This window comes from Rhizobium sp. GW821-FHT14E12 (assembly GCF_058803745.1).
This window is the reverse complement of record NZ_JBXAPH010000001.1, coordinates 779440-797752: the sequence shown is the minus strand read 5'-3', so window position 1 is coordinate 797752 and position 18313 is coordinate 779440. Positions and strand designations below refer to the sequence as shown.

The 18313-nt window shown below is 59.3% G+C and carries 16 protein-coding genes and 1 riboswitch; of the genes, 9 read left to right on the top strand and 7 right to left on the bottom strand.

Going from position 1 to position 18313, the window contains the following annotated elements:
* Positions 1–147 precede the first annotated feature (147 nt).
* Positions 148–3924, top strand: a complete 3777-nt coding sequence (gene metH / locus AC1RO0_RS03875; protein WP_498591620.1) for a methionine synthase — start codon at positions 148–150, stop codon at positions 3922–3924.
* Positions 3925–4037: 113 nt separating this feature from the next.
* Here the strand turns inward: metH and AC1RO0_RS03870 are convergent, their stop codons facing one another.
* A complete protein-coding gene (locus AC1RO0_RS03870; RefSeq protein WP_498591619.1) occupies positions 4038–4802 on the bottom strand; it encodes a GntR family transcriptional regulator in 765 nt (254 codons plus the stop codon).
* Positions 4799–5683 carry a glucosamine kinase nucleotide-binding domain-containing protein gene (locus tag AC1RO0_RS03865; protein ID WP_498591618.1) on the bottom strand — a complete coding sequence of 295 codons (885 nt, stop codon included), beginning with the start codon at positions 5681–5683 and terminating at the stop codon, positions 4799–4801. Before AC1RO0_RS03865 ends, AC1RO0_RS03870 begins: the two co-directional genes overlap by 4 nt.
* 553 nt (positions 5684–6236) lie before the next feature.
* Between AC1RO0_RS03865 and AC1RO0_RS03860 the strand changes: the two genes are divergently transcribed.
* The 8 genes from AC1RO0_RS03860 (at position 6237) to phnF (ending at position 14304) form a co-directional block, all read left to right on the top strand.
* Positions 6237–7496, top strand: coding sequence for an ABC transporter substrate-binding protein (locus AC1RO0_RS03860; protein ID WP_498591617.1), 1260 nt, complete (start codon positions 6237–6239; stop codon positions 7494–7496).
* A gap of 218 nt (positions 7497–7714) precedes the next feature.
* Complete coding sequence (locus AC1RO0_RS03855) at positions 7715–8668, top strand: carbohydrate ABC transporter permease (protein ID WP_498591616.1); 954 nt, start codon at positions 7715–7717, stop codon at positions 8666–8668.
* 12 nt (positions 8669–8680) lie between these two features.
* Positions 8681–9520, top strand: coding sequence for a carbohydrate ABC transporter permease (locus AC1RO0_RS03850; protein ID WP_498591615.1), 840 nt, complete (start codon positions 8681–8683; stop codon positions 9518–9520).
* Complete coding sequence (locus AC1RO0_RS03845) at positions 9517–10581, top strand: Gfo/Idh/MocA family protein (RefSeq protein WP_498591614.1); 1065 nt, start codon at positions 9517–9519, stop codon at positions 10579–10581. Before AC1RO0_RS03850 ends, AC1RO0_RS03845 begins: the two co-directional genes overlap by 4 nt.
* 12 nt (positions 10582–10593) lie before the next feature.
* The gene (locus AC1RO0_RS03840) at positions 10594–11598 is read left to right on the top strand and encodes an ABC transporter ATP-binding protein (RefSeq protein ID WP_498591613.1); all 1005 of its coding nucleotides are present in this window, start codon (positions 10594–10596) and stop codon (positions 11596–11598) included.
* 194 nt (positions 11599–11792) lie between these two features.
* Entirely contained in the window at positions 11793–12707 is a 915-nt protein-coding gene (gene ubiA / locus AC1RO0_RS03835) for a 4-hydroxybenzoate octaprenyltransferase (protein WP_498592374.1), read from the top strand.
* A 180-nt stretch (positions 12708–12887) separates the two neighbouring features.
* Positions 12888–13574 carry a class I SAM-dependent methyltransferase gene (locus AC1RO0_RS03830; protein WP_498591612.1) on the top strand — a complete coding sequence of 229 codons (687 nt, stop codon included), beginning with the start codon at positions 12888–12890 and terminating at the stop codon, positions 13572–13574.
* A 1-nt stretch (position 13575) separates the two neighbouring features.
* Positions 13576–14304 carry a phosphonate metabolism transcriptional regulator PhnF gene (phnF, locus tag AC1RO0_RS03825; protein WP_498591611.1) on the top strand — a complete coding sequence of 243 codons (729 nt, stop codon included), beginning with the start codon at positions 13576–13578 and terminating at the stop codon, positions 14302–14304.
* Between the two features lie 5 nt (positions 14305–14309).
* On the opposite strand, the gene AC1RO0_RS03820 is transcribed toward phnF, so the two are convergent.
* From AC1RO0_RS03820 to AC1RO0_RS03800, 5 genes are all read right to left on the bottom strand, one after another.
* The gene (locus tag AC1RO0_RS03820) at positions 14310–14660 is read right to left on the bottom strand and encodes a VOC family protein (protein ID WP_498591610.1); all 351 of its coding nucleotides are present in this window, start codon (positions 14658–14660) and stop codon (positions 14310–14312) included.
* A gap of 59 nt (positions 14661–14719) precedes the next feature.
* Entirely contained in the window at positions 14720–15196 is a 477-nt protein-coding gene (locus AC1RO0_RS03815) for a 6,7-dimethyl-8-ribityllumazine synthase (protein WP_153365189.1), read from the bottom strand.
* An 89-nt stretch (positions 15197–15285) separates the two neighbouring features.
* Positions 15286–15432: riboswitch (FMN riboswitch) on the bottom strand.
* A gap of 88 nt (positions 15433–15520) precedes the next feature.
* Complete coding sequence (locus AC1RO0_RS03810; RefSeq protein WP_498591609.1) at positions 15521–16582, bottom strand: ABC transporter ATP-binding protein; 1062 nt, start codon at positions 16580–16582, stop codon at positions 15521–15523.
* An 11-nt stretch (positions 16583–16593) separates the two neighbouring features.
* Positions 16594–17382: an ABC transporter permease gene (locus AC1RO0_RS03805; RefSeq protein WP_007694062.1), complete on the bottom strand. Its 789-nt coding sequence runs from the start codon at positions 17380–17382 to the stop codon at positions 16594–16596.
* Positions 17379–18272, bottom strand: a complete 894-nt coding sequence (locus AC1RO0_RS03800) for an ABC transporter permease (RefSeq protein ID WP_498591608.1) — start codon at positions 18270–18272, stop codon at positions 17379–17381. Before AC1RO0_RS03800 ends, AC1RO0_RS03805 begins: the two co-directional genes overlap by 4 nt.
* Positions 18273–18313: the final 41 nt, after the last annotated feature.

The window sequence follows — 18313 nt, the reverse complement described above, 5'->3', positions numbered from 1 at the left end:
GTCGATCGCATCAACTTTTCCGAAGCACGGCAAATCATAGCAGCATTGTTCTTGCGCCAAGGCGCGATAGCGCATAGATATGTTGACATAAAGATATCTTTATGTGATCTGGATGCGAAGTCGCAATCAGGCCAGGGGAATTCGCTTATGTTTGACAATCTTTTTGGTTCGGAAACAGCGAAGCGCGACGGCAGCGAGGTGTTTGCAGCCTTGAGGCAGGCGGCGAGCGAGCGCATTCTTGTGCTTGATGGCGCCATGGGCACGCAGATCCAGGGTCTTGGCTTTGACGAGGATCATTTTCGCGGCGATCGCTTCATTGGCTGTGCCTGTCATCAGCAGGGCAACAACGATCTTCTGATTCTCACGCAGCCTGATGCCATCGAGGAAATCCATTATCGTTATGCCAAGGCCGGCGCGGATATTCTTGAGACCAATACGTTCTCGTCCACCCGCATCGCCCAGGCCGATTATCAGATGGAGAGTGCGGTCTACGACCTGAACAAGGAGGGTGCTGCCGTTGTTCGTCGGGCAGCGCTCCGTGCCGAGCGTGAGGACGGCAAGCGCCGTTTCGTCGCCGGCGCCATTGGGCCAACCAACCGCACCGCGTCGATTTCCCCTGACGTCAATAATCCCGGCTATCGTGCGGTGAGCTTTGATGATCTGCGTCTGGCGTATGGCGAGCAGATCGACGGACTGATTGATGGCGGCGCCGATATCATCCTGATCGAGACCATCTTCGATACGCTGAACGCGAAGGCGGCGATTTTTGCCTGCGAGGAGCGGTTCGAGGCGAAGGGCATCCGCCTGCCGGTGATGATCTCCGGCACGATCACCGATCTTTCCGGCCGCACGCTCTCCGGCCAGACGCCGTCGGCCTTCTGGAACTCGGTGCGTCACGCCAGCCCCTTCACGATCGGCCTCAACTGCGCGCTCGGCGCCAATGCCATGCGTCCGCATCTGCAGGAGCTTTCGGGCGCTGCCGATACCTTTATCTGCGCCTATCCCAACGCCGGCCTGCCGAACGAATTCGGCCAATATGACGAATCGCCGGAGATGATGGCGGAGCAGGTCGAGGGCTTTGCGCGCGACGGCCTCGTCAATATCGTCGGCGGCTGCTGCGGCTCGACGCCCGAGCATATCGCCGCGATCGCTGAAGCCGTTTCCAAATACCCGCCGCGCCAGCTTCCGACGCATCGCCCATTCATGTCGCTTTCCGGCCTTGAGCCCTTCGAGCTGACCAAGGACATCCCCTTCGTCAACGTCGGTGAACGAACCAACGTCACCGGCTCGGCGAAGTTCCGTAAGCTGATCACCAATGCCGACTATACGGCAGCACTGGCCGTCGCCCGCGACCAGGTCGAGAACGGCGCGCAGGTGATCGACATCAACATGGACGAGGGCCTGATCGATTCCGAGAAGGCGATGGTCGAATTCCTGAACCTGATCGCCGCCGAGCCGGATATCGCCCGCGTGCCGGTCATGATCGACAGCTCGAAATTCTCGATCATCGAGGCTGGCCTGAAATGCGTGCAAGGCAAGCCGATCGTCAACTCCATCTCTCTCAAAGAAGGTGAGGAGAACTTCCTCAAGCAGGCGCGGCTGCTGCGCAATTATGGCGCGGCCGTCGTGGTCATGGCCTTCGATGAGCAGGGGCAGGCCGATAGCTACCAGCGCAAGGTCGAGATTTGCGCACGCGCCTACAAGATCCTGACCGAAGAAGCCGGACTGCCACCGGAAGATATCATCTTCGATCCGAACATCTTTGCGGTCGCGACCGGCATCGAAGAGCACAACAATTACGGCGTCGACTTCATCGAGGCGACGCGGACGATCCGCAAGACCATGCCGTTGGTCCATATCTCCGGCGGCGTGTCGAACCTCTCCTTCTCCTTCCGCGGCAACGAGCCGGTGCGCGAGGCGATGCATGCCGTGTTCCTCTACCACGCCATTCAGGCGGGCATGGACATGGGCATCGTCAATGCCGGTCAGCTTGCGGTCTACGACAACATCGATCCCGAGCTGCGCGAAGCCTGTGAAGATGTGGTGCTGAACCGCCGATCCGATGGCACCGAGCGGTTGCTCGACGTTGCCGAGCGGTTCCGCGGTGCGGGTACTCGGGAAGCCAAGGTGCAGGATCTCGCCTGGCGCGAATGGCCGGTCGAAAAGCGGCTTGAACATGCGCTGGTCAACGGCATCACCGAATACATCGAAGCCGATACCGAGGAGGCCCGTCAGACCGTAGCGCGGCCCCTGCATGTCATCGAAGGCCCGCTGATGGCCGGCATGAACGTCGTCGGCGATCTCTTCGGTTCGGGCAAGATGTTCCTGCCGCAGGTGGTGAAGTCGGCTCGCGTCATGAAGCAGGCCGTCGCCGTGCTGTTGCCCTTCATGGAGGCGGAAAAGCTTGCCAATGGCGGTAGCGGCGAACGCCAGGCCGCTGGTAAGATACTGATGGCGACCGTCAAGGGCGATGTGCACGATATCGGCAAGAATATTGTCGGCGTCGTGCTCGCCTGCAACAATTATGAAATCATCGACCTCGGCGTCATGGTGCCGGCGACGAAGATTCTGGAAACCGCGATTGCCGAGAAGGTCGATATCATCGGTCTCTCCGGCCTGATCACCCCCTCCCTGGATGAAATGGTGCATGTCGCCTCGGAAATGGAGCGGCAGGGTTTTGATATTCCATTGCTGATCGGCGGCGCGACCACCAGCCGCGTGCATACGGCTGTGAAGATCAATCCGCGCTATGAGAAGGGCCAGACGGTCTATGTCACCGACGCAAGCCGCGCTGTCGGCGTCGTCTCGGCATTGCTGTCGCCCGAGGCGAAGCAGGGCTATGTCGACACCATCAAGGCGGAATATGCCAAGGTGGCGGCGGCGCATGCCCGTAGTGAGGCTGAGAAGGTGCGTTTGCCAATCGCAAGGGCTCGCGCGAATGCCGAGAAGCTGGATTGGGCAAACTATAAGACCGTGAAGCCGCAGTTCTTCGGAACGAAGGTGTTCGAGAACTACGATCTGGCCGAGCTCGCGAAATACATCGACTGGACGCCGTTCTTTCAGACCTGGGAGTTGAAGGGCCGCTTCCCGGCGATCCTTGAGGATGAAAAGCAGGGCGAGGCGGCAAGGCAGCTTTATGCTGATGCACAGGCGATGCTCGAGAAAATCATCGCGGAGAATTGGTTCCGTCCGCGTGCCGTTATCGGTTTCTGGCCTGCGGGCGCTGTCGGCGACGATATCAAGCTGTTTACCGATGAAGCTCGTTCTGACGAACTTGCGACCTTCTACACGCTGCGTCAGCAGCTGTCGAAGCGTGACGGACGTCCGAATGTGGCTCTGTCGGATTTCGTGGCGCCGGTTGCCAGTGGCGTCGAGGAATATGTCGGCGGTTTCGTCGTCACGGCCGGCATCGAGGAGATCGCCATCGCCGAGCGTTTCGAGCGCGCCAACGACGATTATTCCTCGATCCTCGTCAAGGCGTTGGCCGATCGCTTCGCTGAAGCTTTTGCCGAGCGCATGCATGAGCGGGTGCGGCGTGAGTTCTGGGGCTATGCCACGGATGAGAACCTCAGCAGTGACGAACTGCTGTCGGAAACCTATGCCGGCATCCGTCCGGCGCCCGGCTATCCGGCTCAGCCTGATCACACCGAGAAGGAAACCTTGTTCCGCCTGCTCGATGCTGAAGCAGCGACCGGCGTCAAGCTTACCGAGAGCTATGCCATGTGGCCCGGCTCTTCCGTCTCCGGCATCTATATCGGTCACCCCGCGTCCTATTATTTCGGCGTTGCCAAGGTCGAGCGTGATCAGGTTGAGGACTATGCAGCCCGCAAGGGGATGCCTGTGGTGGAGGTGGAGCGCTGGCTCGGGCCGGTGCTCAACTATGTGCCGGAAAAGCGGGATGCAGTCGTGGACGACGCAGCATAATTGCGAGTCGTTTCGGTGGCTTGGATCTCTGTGTTGATAAATTGATTCAGACTATTGGCGCGGCCGGAGGATGATTCATCTTTCGGTCGCATCTTTTTGATTCTATTTGTGATTTATGTTGTCGCGATCGTTAGCTCGGCTACAAAGTCATAGGCATCGCCTCGATACAGTGAGCGTGTGAACTCCACCGCGCGGCCGGAACCGAGGTAGGAGATGCGTTCGATCGACAAGCCAGCCGCGCCGACGGGAACGCCGAGCAGGCCGGCATCGGCTTCCTTCATGTTGGTGGCGGAGATGCGTTGCACGGCGCGCACCGGGCGGACCTGGCGTTTCTCCAGTTCGGCATAGAGCGAGGATGTGACGATCGAAGGGTCGGGCAGGAACTCGCCAGAGACGCTGGCATGTTCGATGGCGAGCGGCTGATCGTCGGCGATGCGCAATCGGCTGAGGCGGGAGACCTTGGTATCGGCGGCTAGGCCAAGGATCATCATTTCGTCGGGCGAGGGTGTGTGCACACCCTTATGCAGCCATTGCGAACGCGCCGTCATGCCGCGCCGCGCCATGTCTTCGGTGAAAGACGTCAGCTGCGACAGGCGCTGTTCGACCTTGGAGACGGGTTTGGTGACGAAGGTACCGGAGCCGTGTCGGCGGACGAGGATACCCTCGGCGACGAGATCGTCGATCGCCTTGCGCACCGTCACGCGGCTGACGGCGGCATATTCCGCGATGTCGCGTTCCGCCGGCAGGGCGTCACCCTGTTTCAGCGTTCCGATCTTGACGGCCTCCTCAAGCGTTCGGCGCAGCTTGACGTAGAGCGGGCCTGTGCCGCCGGTAAGCCGGCGCCCAGACGAGAAGATGCGGCTTAGATCCTCGGTCATGGCGTGCCCCCTTTGTCATCCCGCAGGAGCTTGGCCGCCAGTTCCATCGCACCGCTCAATGCATCACCTTTCGGCTCCCTGAGAAGCTCCTTATAGCGGGTGTCGAGCCAGGGGTAATATGCCCTCGAAAGCCCCCCTAGGAGGCAGATCGACGGGCAGTCTGGCCAGAGCAGCGCATCAAGGCTCTGGGTGATTGCGCTCATCGCAGTCTTGACGATATCGACGGCGACTGCGTCGCTCTTTTCGGCATATTCAAAGACCATCGGTGCGTAGCGCGCGAAATCCTTCGGTTTGGCGGCATGTGCGAATTCGACGACACGTTCGGGATCGTCTTTGAATTCGGCCATGAGCGCTTCTGTAAGCGGTGAGGGGCGTGAGACCTTGTCATACGCCAGAAGCGAACGCTCAAGCAGGTCGCGGCCAAGGCGCGCGCCGCTGGCTTGGTCACCAACAACAGACCCCCAGCCGCCAATTCCCCAGCTCTTGCCATCGCGGCGGGCATTGTAGACGGAGCCGGTGCCGAAAGCGCCGATGATGCCGTCGGCATCGCCGAGCGCGCCCTGAAGAGCAATCGCCGCATCAGTGACGACGTGTGCCTCCGCAAAGGGCAGAGCCTTTTCGAGGCGCTTGCCGTAGTCCCCGACATTGGCGCCGGCGGTGCCGATGATGGCGGGCAACTTGTCCGTCAATCCCGGATCGAGGCCGGCATCAACAAGGGCCTGCCGGGCGGACGCAACGATGTTGATCCGGGAGTTCTCCAGATCGGACAGGATATTGGCAGCGCCAGCTTTGCCGGTGCCGAGAATTTTGCCCGTCCTGTCCGTTACGGCAGTGCGGCAGCTTGTCCCGCCGCCATCGATACCGATCGAAAACTCCGCCATTCCACCCTCCGGATACTGTCCGTCCCCTGTTTTTTCATACAATACCAAAAAAATACCATTTACCAAGAGGCAATTCGTTGCTTTTTGTTTCCGCATATCACTTTGAAAAATATCAATAAAATTTTTTTATCCGTTTTTATCGCGTCTAAAAGTTAAATTCGGCTGGACAATTGGTATTTTTTTGGACTTAATTCTTACCAAGGGAACAGTTCGAACTGATATCGGCGGAACCGGCAAAATAACAATAGCCGGAAGGCCCAGCAGAAGGTGGCGGACCTCTGCCGTTGTCAGGAGCCGCGTGGATCAAGAGGGTCCACGCGACCGTGTTCGTCATGAATTTCCCGTGTGTTGAGTTTCCAGTGTCTCTGTCCGGTCGTCCGGCAGGTCACGATTGATCGGGCCGGTCGGGCGCACAGCTTCGAGCGCCCTTGTGCATTTGGGGTTGGCAATGTTGGCGACCCTTGTTGGTGTGTTGGCCGTTTCCTCGGATATGCCAACGGATTTTTCAGACCAAGAACGGCGCCTCCCCAGGCGCTCAAAACAGGAGAGGGAAATGAAAAACAATGTTCTGAAAGGCTTGCTCCTCGCATCCAGCCTGCTGACGTCGGTCAGCTTGGCGCATGCGGCGGACGTAACGCTGACGGTTGAAAGCTGGCGCAACGACGACCTGCAGATTTGGCAGGAAAAGATCATCCCCGCTTTCGAAGCCAAGAACCCGGGTATCAAGATCGTCTTCTCGCCGACGGCTCCGACCGAATACAACGCGTCGCTGAACGCGAAGCTCGATGCCGGCTCCGCGGGCGACATCATCACCTGCCGCCCCTTCGATGCGTCGCTCGATCTCTTCAACAAGAAGCATCTGGCGGACCTGACGTCGCTGTCGGGCATCGAAAACTTCTCGCCGGTCGCCAAGGCCGCCTGGAGCACGGATGACGGCAAGTCGACCTTCTGCGTGCCGATGGCGTCCGTCATCCACGGCTTCATCTACAACAAGGATGCCTTCGACAAGCTCGGCCTCAAGGTTCCGACGACGCGCGACGAGTTCTTCGCCGCTCTCGACAAGATCAAGGCTGACGGCACCTACATCCCGATGGCCATGGGCACGAAGGACCTCTGGGAAGCCGCAACCATGGGCTACCAGAATATCGGCCCGAACTACTGGAAGGGCGAAGACGGCCGTCTGGCTCTGATTTCCGGCAAGGAAAAGCTGACGGATGCTCCGTGGGTCGAGCCCTACAAGGAACTCGCCAAGTGGAAGCCTTATCTCGGCGACGGCTTCGAAGCTCAGAGCTATCCTGACAGCCAGAACCTCTTCACGCTCGGCAAGGCCGCCATCTATCCGGCCGGCTCGTGGGAGATTTCGCTCTTCAACACCCAGGCTCAGTTCAAGATGGGCGCCTTCCCGCCGCCAGTCGCAAAAGCTGGTGACACGGCCTACATCTCCGACCATCCGGATATCGGTGTCGGCCTGAACGCCAAGAGCGCGCATCAGGAAGAAGCCAAAAAGTTCTTGAGCTGGGTCGCTTCCGACGAGTTCGCCAACATCTACGCCAATTCGCTTCCGGGCTTCTTCAGCCTGAATTCGCATCCGGTGAAGATGAGCGATCCGCTTGCCCAGGAATTCGTCTCCTGGCGCGACAACCACAAGTCCACCGTTCGGTCGACCTATCAGATCCTGTCGCGTGGCACGCCGAACCTGGAAAACGAAACCTGGACGGAATCCGCCAACGTCATCAACGGTACGGATACGCCGGAAGCTGCTGCCGCAAAGCTGCAGAAGGGTCTCGACAGCTGGTACAAGCCGGCGAAGTGATCCTGCTGTGACGCAATCCGGGTGAGGGGCTTCATAGCTCCTCACCCCTTCGCCATGTCCTGTTCCGACAGGCAGTCGAACCAGCGACTATCGCAACATCAGTATCGTGCCGCGCCCGACATTGCTTCTCCATGCTCTGCTGGAGAAACCGGGATAGCGAACGGATTTGAACATTTGCGCTGCCCCGATCGGTAGCCAGTAAAACCAGGCAGAGAGCCATGAGCGAAGCCGATATTTCCGCCACATTTGATGTGGCTCCGATCAAGCGCCAGAGGCGCTGGCACATCCTTGTTTTTCTTCTTCCGGCCTTGATCGTCTATACGGCCGTGATGATCCTGCCTCTGATCGAAACGCTGCGGCTATCGCTGTACAACGTCGTCGATGGTCAAACGACCTTCGTCGGTCTCAACAATTTCAAGGTGCTGTTCGGGGATGATCGCTGGTCGCATGATTTCTGGAATGCGCTGCGCAACAACCTGATCTTCTTTGCCATCCATATGTGTGTGCAGAACCCGATCGGTGTTGCGCTCGCCGCGCTTCTGTCGCTGCCGAAGTTGCGCTTCGTTGCCTTCTATCGTACCGCCATCTTCCTGCCGACGCTGCTTTCCTTCGTCGTCGTCGGCTTCATCTGGAAGCTGATCCTGTCGCCGTTGTGGGGCGTGGCGCCCGATTTGATGGGCATGGTCGGTCTCAAATCATTCTTTGCTCCTTGGCTCGGTAGGCCGGGGACAGCCTTGATAACGGTCGCGCTGATCTCGGTTTGGCAATATGTCGGCATCCCAATGATGCTGATCTATGCGGCGCTGTTGAACATTCCGGAAGAGGTTATCGAGGCGGCCGAATGCGATGGCATTACCGGCTGGAGCCAGTTCTGGAAGATCAAGCTGCCGCTGGTGCTGCCGGCGATCGGCATCATCTCGATCCTGACCTTCGTCGGCAATTTCAACGCTTTCGACCTGGTCTATACCGTGCAGGGCGCGCTTGCGGGGCCTGACGGTTCCACCGATATTCTCGGCACGCTGCTCTACCGCGTCTTCTTCGGTTTCCAGCTACAGCTCGGTGACCGCTCGATGGGCGCGACGATCGCGACGGTGATGTTCCTGATCATCCTCACCGGCGTTTCCTTTTATCTTTTCATCGTCCAGCGGCGCATCCGCCGCTACCAGTTCTGAGGAGTGGCGACCATGTCCAAGGCACGCACTTCCATTGCCCGCACCGGCCTCGTGCATCTGGCGCTGATCGCCTATACGCTCGTCGCTATTTTTCCGGTGTTTCTGACCATCATCAATTCGTTCAAGGATCGCGCTTCGATCTTCCGCGCGCCCTTGAGCATCCCGACGCCGTCCAGTTTCAGCCTGATCGGCTATCAGACCGTGCTCGGGCAGGGGAGTTTCCTCACCTATTTCCAGAACAGTTTCGTCGTGACGATCGTCTCGATCATCTTCACGTTGCTGTTCGGCGCCATGGCAGCCTTCGCGCTGTCGGAATATCGTTTCCGCGGCAATACGGTGATGGGGCTCTATCTCGCCATCGGCATCATGATCCCGATCCGTCTTGGCACGGTTGCTATTCTGCAGGGCATGGTCGCAACCGGCCTGGTCAATACGCTGACCGCGCTGATCCTGGTCTACACGGCGCAGGCCCTGCCGCTTGCCGTCTTCATCCTCTCGGAATTCATGCGCACCGTGTCGGATGACCTGAAGAATGCCGGCCGCATCGATGGTCTCACCGAATATGCGATCTTCTTTCGCCTCGTGCTGCCGCTGGTCCGTCCGGCCATGGCGACCGTTGCCGTCTTTACGATGATCCCGATCTGGAACGACCTGTGGTTCCCGCTGATCCTGGCGCCGAGCGAGGCGACCAAGACGGTGACGCTCGGTTCGCAGATCTTCATCGGCCAGTTTGTCACCAACTGGAACGCCGTGCTGGCGGCGCTGACGCTCGCCATCCTGCCGATCCTCGTGCTTTACGTCATCTTCTCCCGCCAGCTCATTCGCGGCATTACCTCTGGAGCAGTCAAGTGAGCGCATCCGAAAAACCGATCCGCGTTCTCGTCGCTGGTCTTGGCAATATGGGCCGCAGCCATGCGCTCGCCTATCACAACAATCCCGGTTTCGAGATCGTCGGCCTCGTCAACCGCTCCAGCCCGCAGCTGGCGGGGGAGTTGCAGGGCTACACGATCCATCCGGATTTCGAGACGGCGCTGAAGGAGCTGAAGCCCGATCTCTGCTCGATCAATACCTATTCCGACAGCCATGCCGATTATGCCGTCATGGCCTTCGAGGCGGGCTGCGATGTCTTCGTCGAAAAGCCGTTGGCAACGACGGTCGAGGATGCGGAGCGTGTCGTGGCTGCCGCCAAGAAGGCAGGCCGCAAGCTGGTGATCGGCTATATCCTGCGTCATCACCCCTCGTGGACACGGCTGATTGCCGAGGCCCGCAAGCTCGGCGGCCCTTATGTCTTCCGCATGAACCTGAACCAGCAGTCGAGCGGTCCGACTTGGGAGACGCACAAGGCGCTGATGCGGACGACGTCGCCGATCGTCGACTGCGGCGTGCACTACGTCGATGTCATGTGCCAGATCACTGACGCCAAGCCGGTCGAGGTGCGCGGCATGGGCCTGCGCCTGTCGAACGAGATAGCGCCGGATATGTATAATTACGGGCATCTGCAGGTGATCTACGAGGATGGTTCGGTCGGTTGGTACGAGGCTGGCTGGGGACCGATGATGTCCGAGACCGCCTTCTTCGTGAAGGATGTGATGTCGCCGAATGGTGCAGTGTCCATCGTCATGGACCCGAACGCCAAGTCAGACGACATCGACGCGCACACCAAGACCTCCGTCATCCGGCTGCATAGCGCCGCGACCGGGCCGAACGGCCAGTTCATTCGGCCGGATCGGGACCTTCATATGGATGGCGAGCCAGGTCATCAGGAGCTGTGCGACCTGGAGCAGGCCTTCATGCTGAAGGCCATTCGCGAGGATATCGACCTTGGCCGCCACATGACCGACGCCGTTCAATCGCTGCGCATCTGCCTTGCCGCCGACGAGAGCGTACGCACCGGCAAGCCCGTTTATTTGTAAGGATAAAAGACTGTGGGATCGCTTCAACTGAAATCCATCCGCAAGGCCTATGGCACACATGATGTGTTGAAGGGCATCGACCTAGAGGTAAAGGACGGGGAGTTCGTTATCTTCGTCGGCCCCTCCGGTTGCGGCAAGTCGACCCTGCTGCGCAGCATCGCCGGCCTCGAAGACGTGACTTCGGGTGCTGTGCTGATCAACGGCAAGGACGTGACGGTGACGCCGCCTGCCAAGCGCGGCATTTCCATGGTGTTCCAGTCCTATGCGCTCTATCCGCACCTGACGGTGAAGGACAATATGGGCCTCGGGCTGAAGCAGGCGGGCACAGCGAAGGAAGAGATCGAGAGCCGTGTCGCCAAGGCATCGGGCATGCTGTCTCTCGAGCCCTATCTCGCCCGCCGTCCGGCAGAACTTTCCGGCGGCCAACGCCAGCGCGTCGCCATCGGCCGCGCCATCGTGCGCGAGCCGGAACTGTTCCTGTTCGACGAACCGCTGTCGAACCTCGATGCGGCGCTGCGCGTTCAGACCCGCCTCGAAATCGCTCGCCTGCACCGCAGCCTGAAGGCGACGATGATCTATGTCACCCATGATCAGGTCGAGGCCATGACGCTGGCCGACAAGATCGTCGTGATGAACGCCGGCGCTATCGAGCAGATCGGCTCGCCGATGGAACTCTACAATCGCCCGGCCAACGTCTTCGTCGGCGGCTTCATCGGCTCGCCGCAGATGAATCTCATTCCGGCGGAAAAGCTCGAACAGGGTGGCGCCAAGACCATCGGCATCCGTCCCGAGCATATCACTCTGTCGCGTGAGCAAGGCACCTGGGCCGCCAAGGTCGTCCACGTCGAACATCTCGGCGCCGACACCATCATCTATCTCGAATCCGACCACACCGGCCTTTTGACCGTGCGCCTGTTCGGTGAGCACCAATATGAGCCGGACGAAACGGTCTATGCGACGCCGGACACCACGCACATGCATCGCTTCGACGAGAATGGTCAGGCTATCAGGGCTTAGCCGCTAGCATCCAGCATATTGAAAGAGGGCTCCGTTTCGGCGGAACCCTTAATTGAAATGCGGAATCAAGGTAGATGGTGGTGTCGAAGCCGCTTGCGGGATGGACATCGTGTGCGGTTTTTCGACGTAGCGAAATTCAGTCGTAAAACTCCTGTTTTCATTGGGAGTTGGGCGACGGGAGCCTTGATCACACCATGACGACTTTGCGCCGCCCGGACTTAAGCGATATTCACCAGGGCGATTGGGTGGATCGTCGGTTGCCGACTGCATGGCGGCCATACACACGATTAGCGCGGTTGGATCGCCCCGTAGGAATATGGCTGACGCTTTTCCCTTGTTGGGCTGCGCTGATCCAGGTATCGCATGGGCTTCCCGACCTCCGGCAACTGGCCATATTCTCTCTCGGCGCTTTGCTGATGAGAAGTGCCGGTTCCACGATCAATGATATTGCCGACCGAAGGTTTGATGGCCATGTTGAGCGCACCCGCTTCAGGCCTTTGGCAAGCGGGCAGATCGGCGTACGACAGGCATTGGCCTTTCTGGCGATCGAACTGGTATTGGCCGCCTCTCTCCTACTGTTCCTGACGCCCTACACGCGCCTTGTCGCGATATGCGTTCTGCCACTCGTGTTCGTCTATCCGCTCTGCAAGCGCTTCACCCATTGGCCTCAGGCCGTCCTTGGCGCGGCGTTCAATTGGGGGATGCTCATGGCATGGGCCGAGCTTGCGGGACATATTCCGCTGGGAGCCGTCCTCATGTGGGCAGGAGCCATCGCATGGCAGATCGGTTACGACACCGTCTATGCTTACGTTGACGTGAAAGACGATTCCCGACTTGGCCTCAAGTCGACGGCGATCCTATTCGGGCAGAATGGCAAGATCTGGATCGGCGTGTTCTATGCCTTGACGGTCGTTGCATGGTCGCTCGGAGGATGGCTGTTGGGCATGTCGCTGCCTTACGCCATCGGAATGCTGGTCGTTGCCGCGCACCTTGCCTGGCAGACCTGGTGGATCGATCTTGCTCGCCCCGAGGTGAATTTCCGCCTGTTCCTGGCAAATATTTTGACGGGTGTGCTGCTGGCCTGCACGGCTTTCATGGGAACATGGTGAGCAGATCGATTGTTCGGACAATGCGTATTTCGCATTTTAGCCAAGGGCTCCGTTTTGGCGGAGCCCTCTTTTTATTTGCCTTGCGGCAACCTCAAGTAGTCCAGTCGTCCGGACGAATTCATATCCCTGTCACAGAGGCGCGTTATCTCTCGCTCAGTCCACTCCAACAGCGAGCGCATTATGACAAACGCAGCTTCCACTTACGCGACATGGCATACCGAACCAAATGGCGACATCGCGATGGCGGAATCCCATAGTCCGCTTTGGCGGCATTTCATCGAGACCGTGCCAGAGCGCGATTTTTCGTCGAAGACGGTTCTGGATTTCGGTTGCAATCGCGGTGGTTTCCTACGGCTGCTGCATGCTATGCGGCCGTTTCGCCGTGGTGTCGGGATCGATATTGCCTCGGAATCCGTTGCCGCCGCTGACGCCGCCAAGGGCAATATGCCATTGCAGTTTCACGTCACGACCGATCTCTCTCCCTTTGCCGATAGCTTCGATACCGCCTTCAGCTATGAGGTCGTCTATCTGCTGCCGGATTTGAAGCGGCATGCCGAGCAGATGTTCGAAGTCATGCGCAACGGCGGTGTCTATTATGCTGTCACCGGCTGCCACAATGAAATGCCGCTCTGGCCGAAATGGCGGGAGCTGATCGGCGGCAACAGCAATGCGCCGGTACAGGACCGGTCCCCGCAGGATTACATCGACGCCTTCGTCGCGGCCGGCTTCGATGTCTCCGTCAGGCGCTTCGGCTATGATGGCTTCGTGAGTGGTTCGAAGGACCGCAAATATTATCCGAGCATTCTTGACGCTCTGGCTTATCCCGCCGAATACAAGCTGTTGTTCCGGCTCGAAAAGCGCGTGTGACATGGAGACGATCGATCGCAAGGGCGGCAGTGCTCTCTGGCATCAGATCGGCGAGATCCTGGCGGCGGATATTGCCGCCGGGACGTTTGCCGCAGGTGCCAAATTGCCGACAGAACCGGAGCTGATGGAGCGCTTCGGCGTCAGCCGCTTTACCGTCCGTCAGGCGCTCGGGCATCTGGAGCAGCGGGGATTGGTGCGTGCCGAGCAGGGGCGTGGCACGTTCGTGCACAAGGGTGCTATCGATTATACGCTCTCGAAGAAGACCCGGTTTTCCAAGAATCTCATCGAGCAGGGCTTCGAGCCCGGCGGCGAACTTCTGATCCACGAGATCATTCCGGCGTCCGAGCGTGTGGCGGTGCGGCTGAAGCTTGTTCCCGGCGTGTCGGTCATCCATCGCCGCGGTGTGATGACCGCCGATGGCGTTCCCATAGAGCTCGGTGATACCTACTATCCGGCGGAGCGTTTTCCTGATTTCGACAAGGCACGGCTGCAATATCCGACGATCACGGCGGCACTGGCAAGCTACGGTGTTCGCGACTACGAGCGCCTGTCGACCGAAATCGAGGCGCGCATGCCGACTGGCGAAGAGGCGCGGCTGTTGCGGCAGCCGAAATCGGTGCCGATACTGATGGTCCTCAAGGTGGATGTCGATGCTTCCGGCGCGCCGATAGCCTATGCAGAAACGGTGTGGTCGGCGGAGCGAGTGACCTTCAAGGTCGACTTGGGGTAGGCGTCCTATCGGTGGGACAGAATGTTCACGATGCTGCCGAGCGGATCGCGGACGTAGAAGCGCCGGACACCCCAGGGTTCGTCGGTCAGATCGTAGACGATATCGAACTGCATCGATTGGGCGCGTGCGAAAAGCTCATCGACATTATCGACCTCGATGGAAAGATCGGGGACGATGGTTCCGGAGCCGCCTTCGCTGGCGACGCTGATCTGCGGCACGGTTGGCGCGTCGGAGGCGAAGGTGAGGATCCAGCCGTGATCCATGACGATATCGAGGCCCAGCAGGTCGCCGTAAAAAAGACGGGCGCTCGCCGGATCGGCTGCGTGGAGATTGGGAATGATGCGCAGAACGGTCATGCGGTACTCCCCAACGGAAAAATGGAGGCGGACTTTTGCCGCGCCTCCATCATCTTAGCTCAGACCGTTACCGATGGCAGCAGCTTGGCGCGCTCGGCAAGGATCTGCCGGCAGGAGTTTGCGACTTCGCGGCCCTTGAGAACGAAGTGCTCCTTGAAGAACTGGATATGCGCTTCCGATTCCTGGAAATGATGCGGCGTCAGGACGGCCGAGAGGATCGGAACGCCGGTGTCGAGCTGGACGCGCATCATCGCGTCGAGAACGGTATTGGCAACAAACTCGTGGCGATAGATGCCGCCGTCGACCACGAAAGCCGTGGCGACGATGGCCGAATAGCGGCCGTTGCGGGCGAGCGTCTGGGCATGCAGCGGGATTTCCAGGGCGCCGGGCACATCGAAGATGTCGATGGGGGAGGCGCCCTCGGTCTTCTGCCATTCGGCAACAAAGGAATCGACGCTTTGATCGACGATGTCGGCATGCCAGCGAGCCCGGATCAGTGCAATGCGGCCCGGTTGTGTGGAAATGGAGATAGTCATGAACTCTGCCTTTCAAGGGTTTAACTCAATATCCCTTGGGCGAACACGCAAGGCCGCCGAACTCCTCGCGCGGAGGAGCCATCGACCCTGCTTGCTCTCTTCCATCCGGACTATACCGTCGGCTCCGGCCTCTCACCGGATCTGCTGACCCTTCCATTGTCTGGAAGGCGCTCGCGGGCTCGGAGACAAGTCTCCATACCGCCGGTGGGGAATCTCACCCCGCCCTGAGAACGATCGGAATATAAGTGCAGCGCAGCAGAAATCAAAGAAAAACGCCGGGTGATTAACCCGGCGCTTGTGAAAAATTTGTCCAACAGACGTCGATCAGTCCTGGATGACCAGCAGATCGGAGGAGGCGAAGCGCAATGTCACCTTTTCACCGACGCTGGGTGGCAACAGGCCAGGGCTGTTGAACATGTCGAAGGAGATGGTGTTGCCGCCGACATTCATGCGCGTGCGGATGACCGAACCGAGGAAATGCGCCGAGGAGACTTCGCCGGTCAGCGCGGTGTCGCCTTTGGCCGATTCAGCCAGAGAGCCCGCTTCCGGGCGCAGCGCCAGCGATACGGTGTCGCCCGGCTTGTAAGCCGTGACCGACTGCTTCAGCGTCACGCCCTGATCGCCGATCATGATGCGGTTATTGTCCGGATCGACGACCTTGCCTTCGATCAGGTTCAACGTGCCGACGAAGGAGGCGACGAAGCGGGTGGCCGGGGTGTTGTAGATTTCGTAGGGCGTGCCGATCTGGTCGGCGCGGCCGCCGTTCATGACGACAATGCGATCGGAGATCGACAGGGCTTCTTCCTGATCGTGCGTCACGAAGACGGTGGTGATACCGAGCTGGCGCTGGATGGCGCGGATTTCCTCGCGCAGCGATACGCGGATCTTGGCGTCGAGCGCCGAGAGCGGTTCGTCGAGCAGCAACACCTGCGGCTTGACGGCGATGGCGCGGGCGAGCGCCACGCGCTGCTGCTGGCCGCCGGACATCTGGTAGGGATAACGGTCGGCAAGATGATCGAGCTTGATCAGGCCCAGCATTTCTTTGACTCGGCTGTCGATGTCGGGCTTGGCCATGCCGGCGACCTTGAGGCCGAAGGCGACGTTGTCGTGCACGGTCATGTTCGGAAACAGCGCATAGGCCTGGAACACCATGCCGATATTGCGCTGGTTCGGCTTCAGCGGGCGCTGGTCCTTGCCGTTGATCGTCAGGGTCCCGGCGGTCGGGCTTTCGAAGCCGGCGATCATGCGCAGCACGGTCGTCTTGCCGCAGCCCGACGGTCCTAGGAAGGAAATGAATTCTCCCTTCTCGATGTGCATGGTGAAGTCGTGAACGACCTGAACCTCGCCGAAGGATTTTTTGAGATGGGTGAGTTCGAGAAAAGCCATGGTGGGGAGCCTTACGCCTTAATCGGAGCGGATTTTGAGAAACGGGAGACCAGCTGGAGCAAGCCCATGCTGAGCCAGGTTATGGCGAGTGCGATGATCGCCAGCGCTGAGGACTGATAGGCCTGGTTGGCGCCGACGAGCTGCATATAGGGGCCGAATGCCGGACGATTGAGGAGCGAGGCCATGGTGAACTCACCCATGACGATCGCGAGCGTGATGAAGGCGCCGGAAAGCACACCGCTCATGACATTCGGGAAGATGCATTTGAACATGATGGTCGTCCAGCTGGCACCCAGGCTTTCTGCGGCTTCGGTCAGCGTGCCGATGTCGATCGTACGCATCGCCGTATCGACCGAACGATACATGTAGGGCAGGGACAGCACAATGTACGAGCACACGAGCAGGATATTCGTCGTTTGATTATAGCCCGTCAGCGGCAGGATCGACGACGAGTTATAGAGACGCAAATAGCCGAAGACGATGACGATCGCCGGGATGACCAGCGGCATCAAGGTGATGAATTCCACCAGCGGGCGTATTTGCGGCAGGCGCAGACGAACCCAATAGGCCGTCGGCACGACAAGCAGCATGCCGAAAATGATGGTCAGCACGGCCATCAGCATGGAATAGCCGAAGGCATAAAGGAAGTTCGGATCGGAAAAGACCGAGGTATAGGCATCAAAACTGTAGGCGTTGCGGCGCATGCGCAACGAGAACTCCAGCGTGCCGATCAGCGGTACGATGAAATAGAAGGCGCCGATGGCAACCGCGATCCAGGCAAAGAATTTTTGCAGTTTCATTTTTGCCACCGTTCAGCGCGCATACGCATGAGAATGTAGATGACGTTCGAGATACCGGTGATGACGATCATGCCGAGCGCCATGGCATAGCCGAGATTGGCATTATGCAGCACGTCGCCGCGAATTTGCGCGTAGAGCTGGATCGGCACGATATTGAGCGAGCTGCCGGTCAGTGCGATGGCTGTCGCGATCGCGCCGAAAGCGTTGGCAAACAGCAGCAGCGTCGTGCCGAGCAGACTTGGCCACAGGATAGGCAGTGCCACCATCAGCCAATATTGCCCGTTGGTGGCACCGAGAATGGAGGCGGCTTCGCGCCATTCTTTCTTCATGCCATCAAGCGCCGGCGTAATGATCAGCACCATCAGCGGGATCTGGAAATACATGTAGGTGATGGTGAGGCCGATGAAGCTGTAGAGATTGAAGCCGGTCGAGTACAGATTGAAGCCGAACAACTCTACCATCAGCACGGTGACGAGCCCGAGACGGCCGATCGTGGCGATGAATGCGAAGGCCAGCGGCACACCGGCGAAATTGGAGGCTACGCCCGAAAAGGTCAGAAATGTATGGCGGACCCAGGCCGGAAGGCCGCCCATGACCAATGCCCAGGCGAGATAGAAACCGATCAGCGCGCCGCCGAGCGCGGAAACAACCGACACCTTGATACTGATCCAGTAGGAATTCATGATGGACGGCGTGAACAGATCGGCGATGTTCTTGAGCGTGAGGCTACCGTCCGGCGTCAGAAATGCGCCGGCGACCAGGTAGATCGTCGGAAAAATCAGAAACAGCAGCGCGAAGATCAGGAAGGGTGCAATACCCAGCCAGTCGACGACGGCGCGCTTGCTGATCAGGGGAGCAGAACTGATCGTTGATGTTGTGACGGTGCTCATGAAGTGCCCAATCTGCGGCATCGAAAACGGAAAACCTCCCC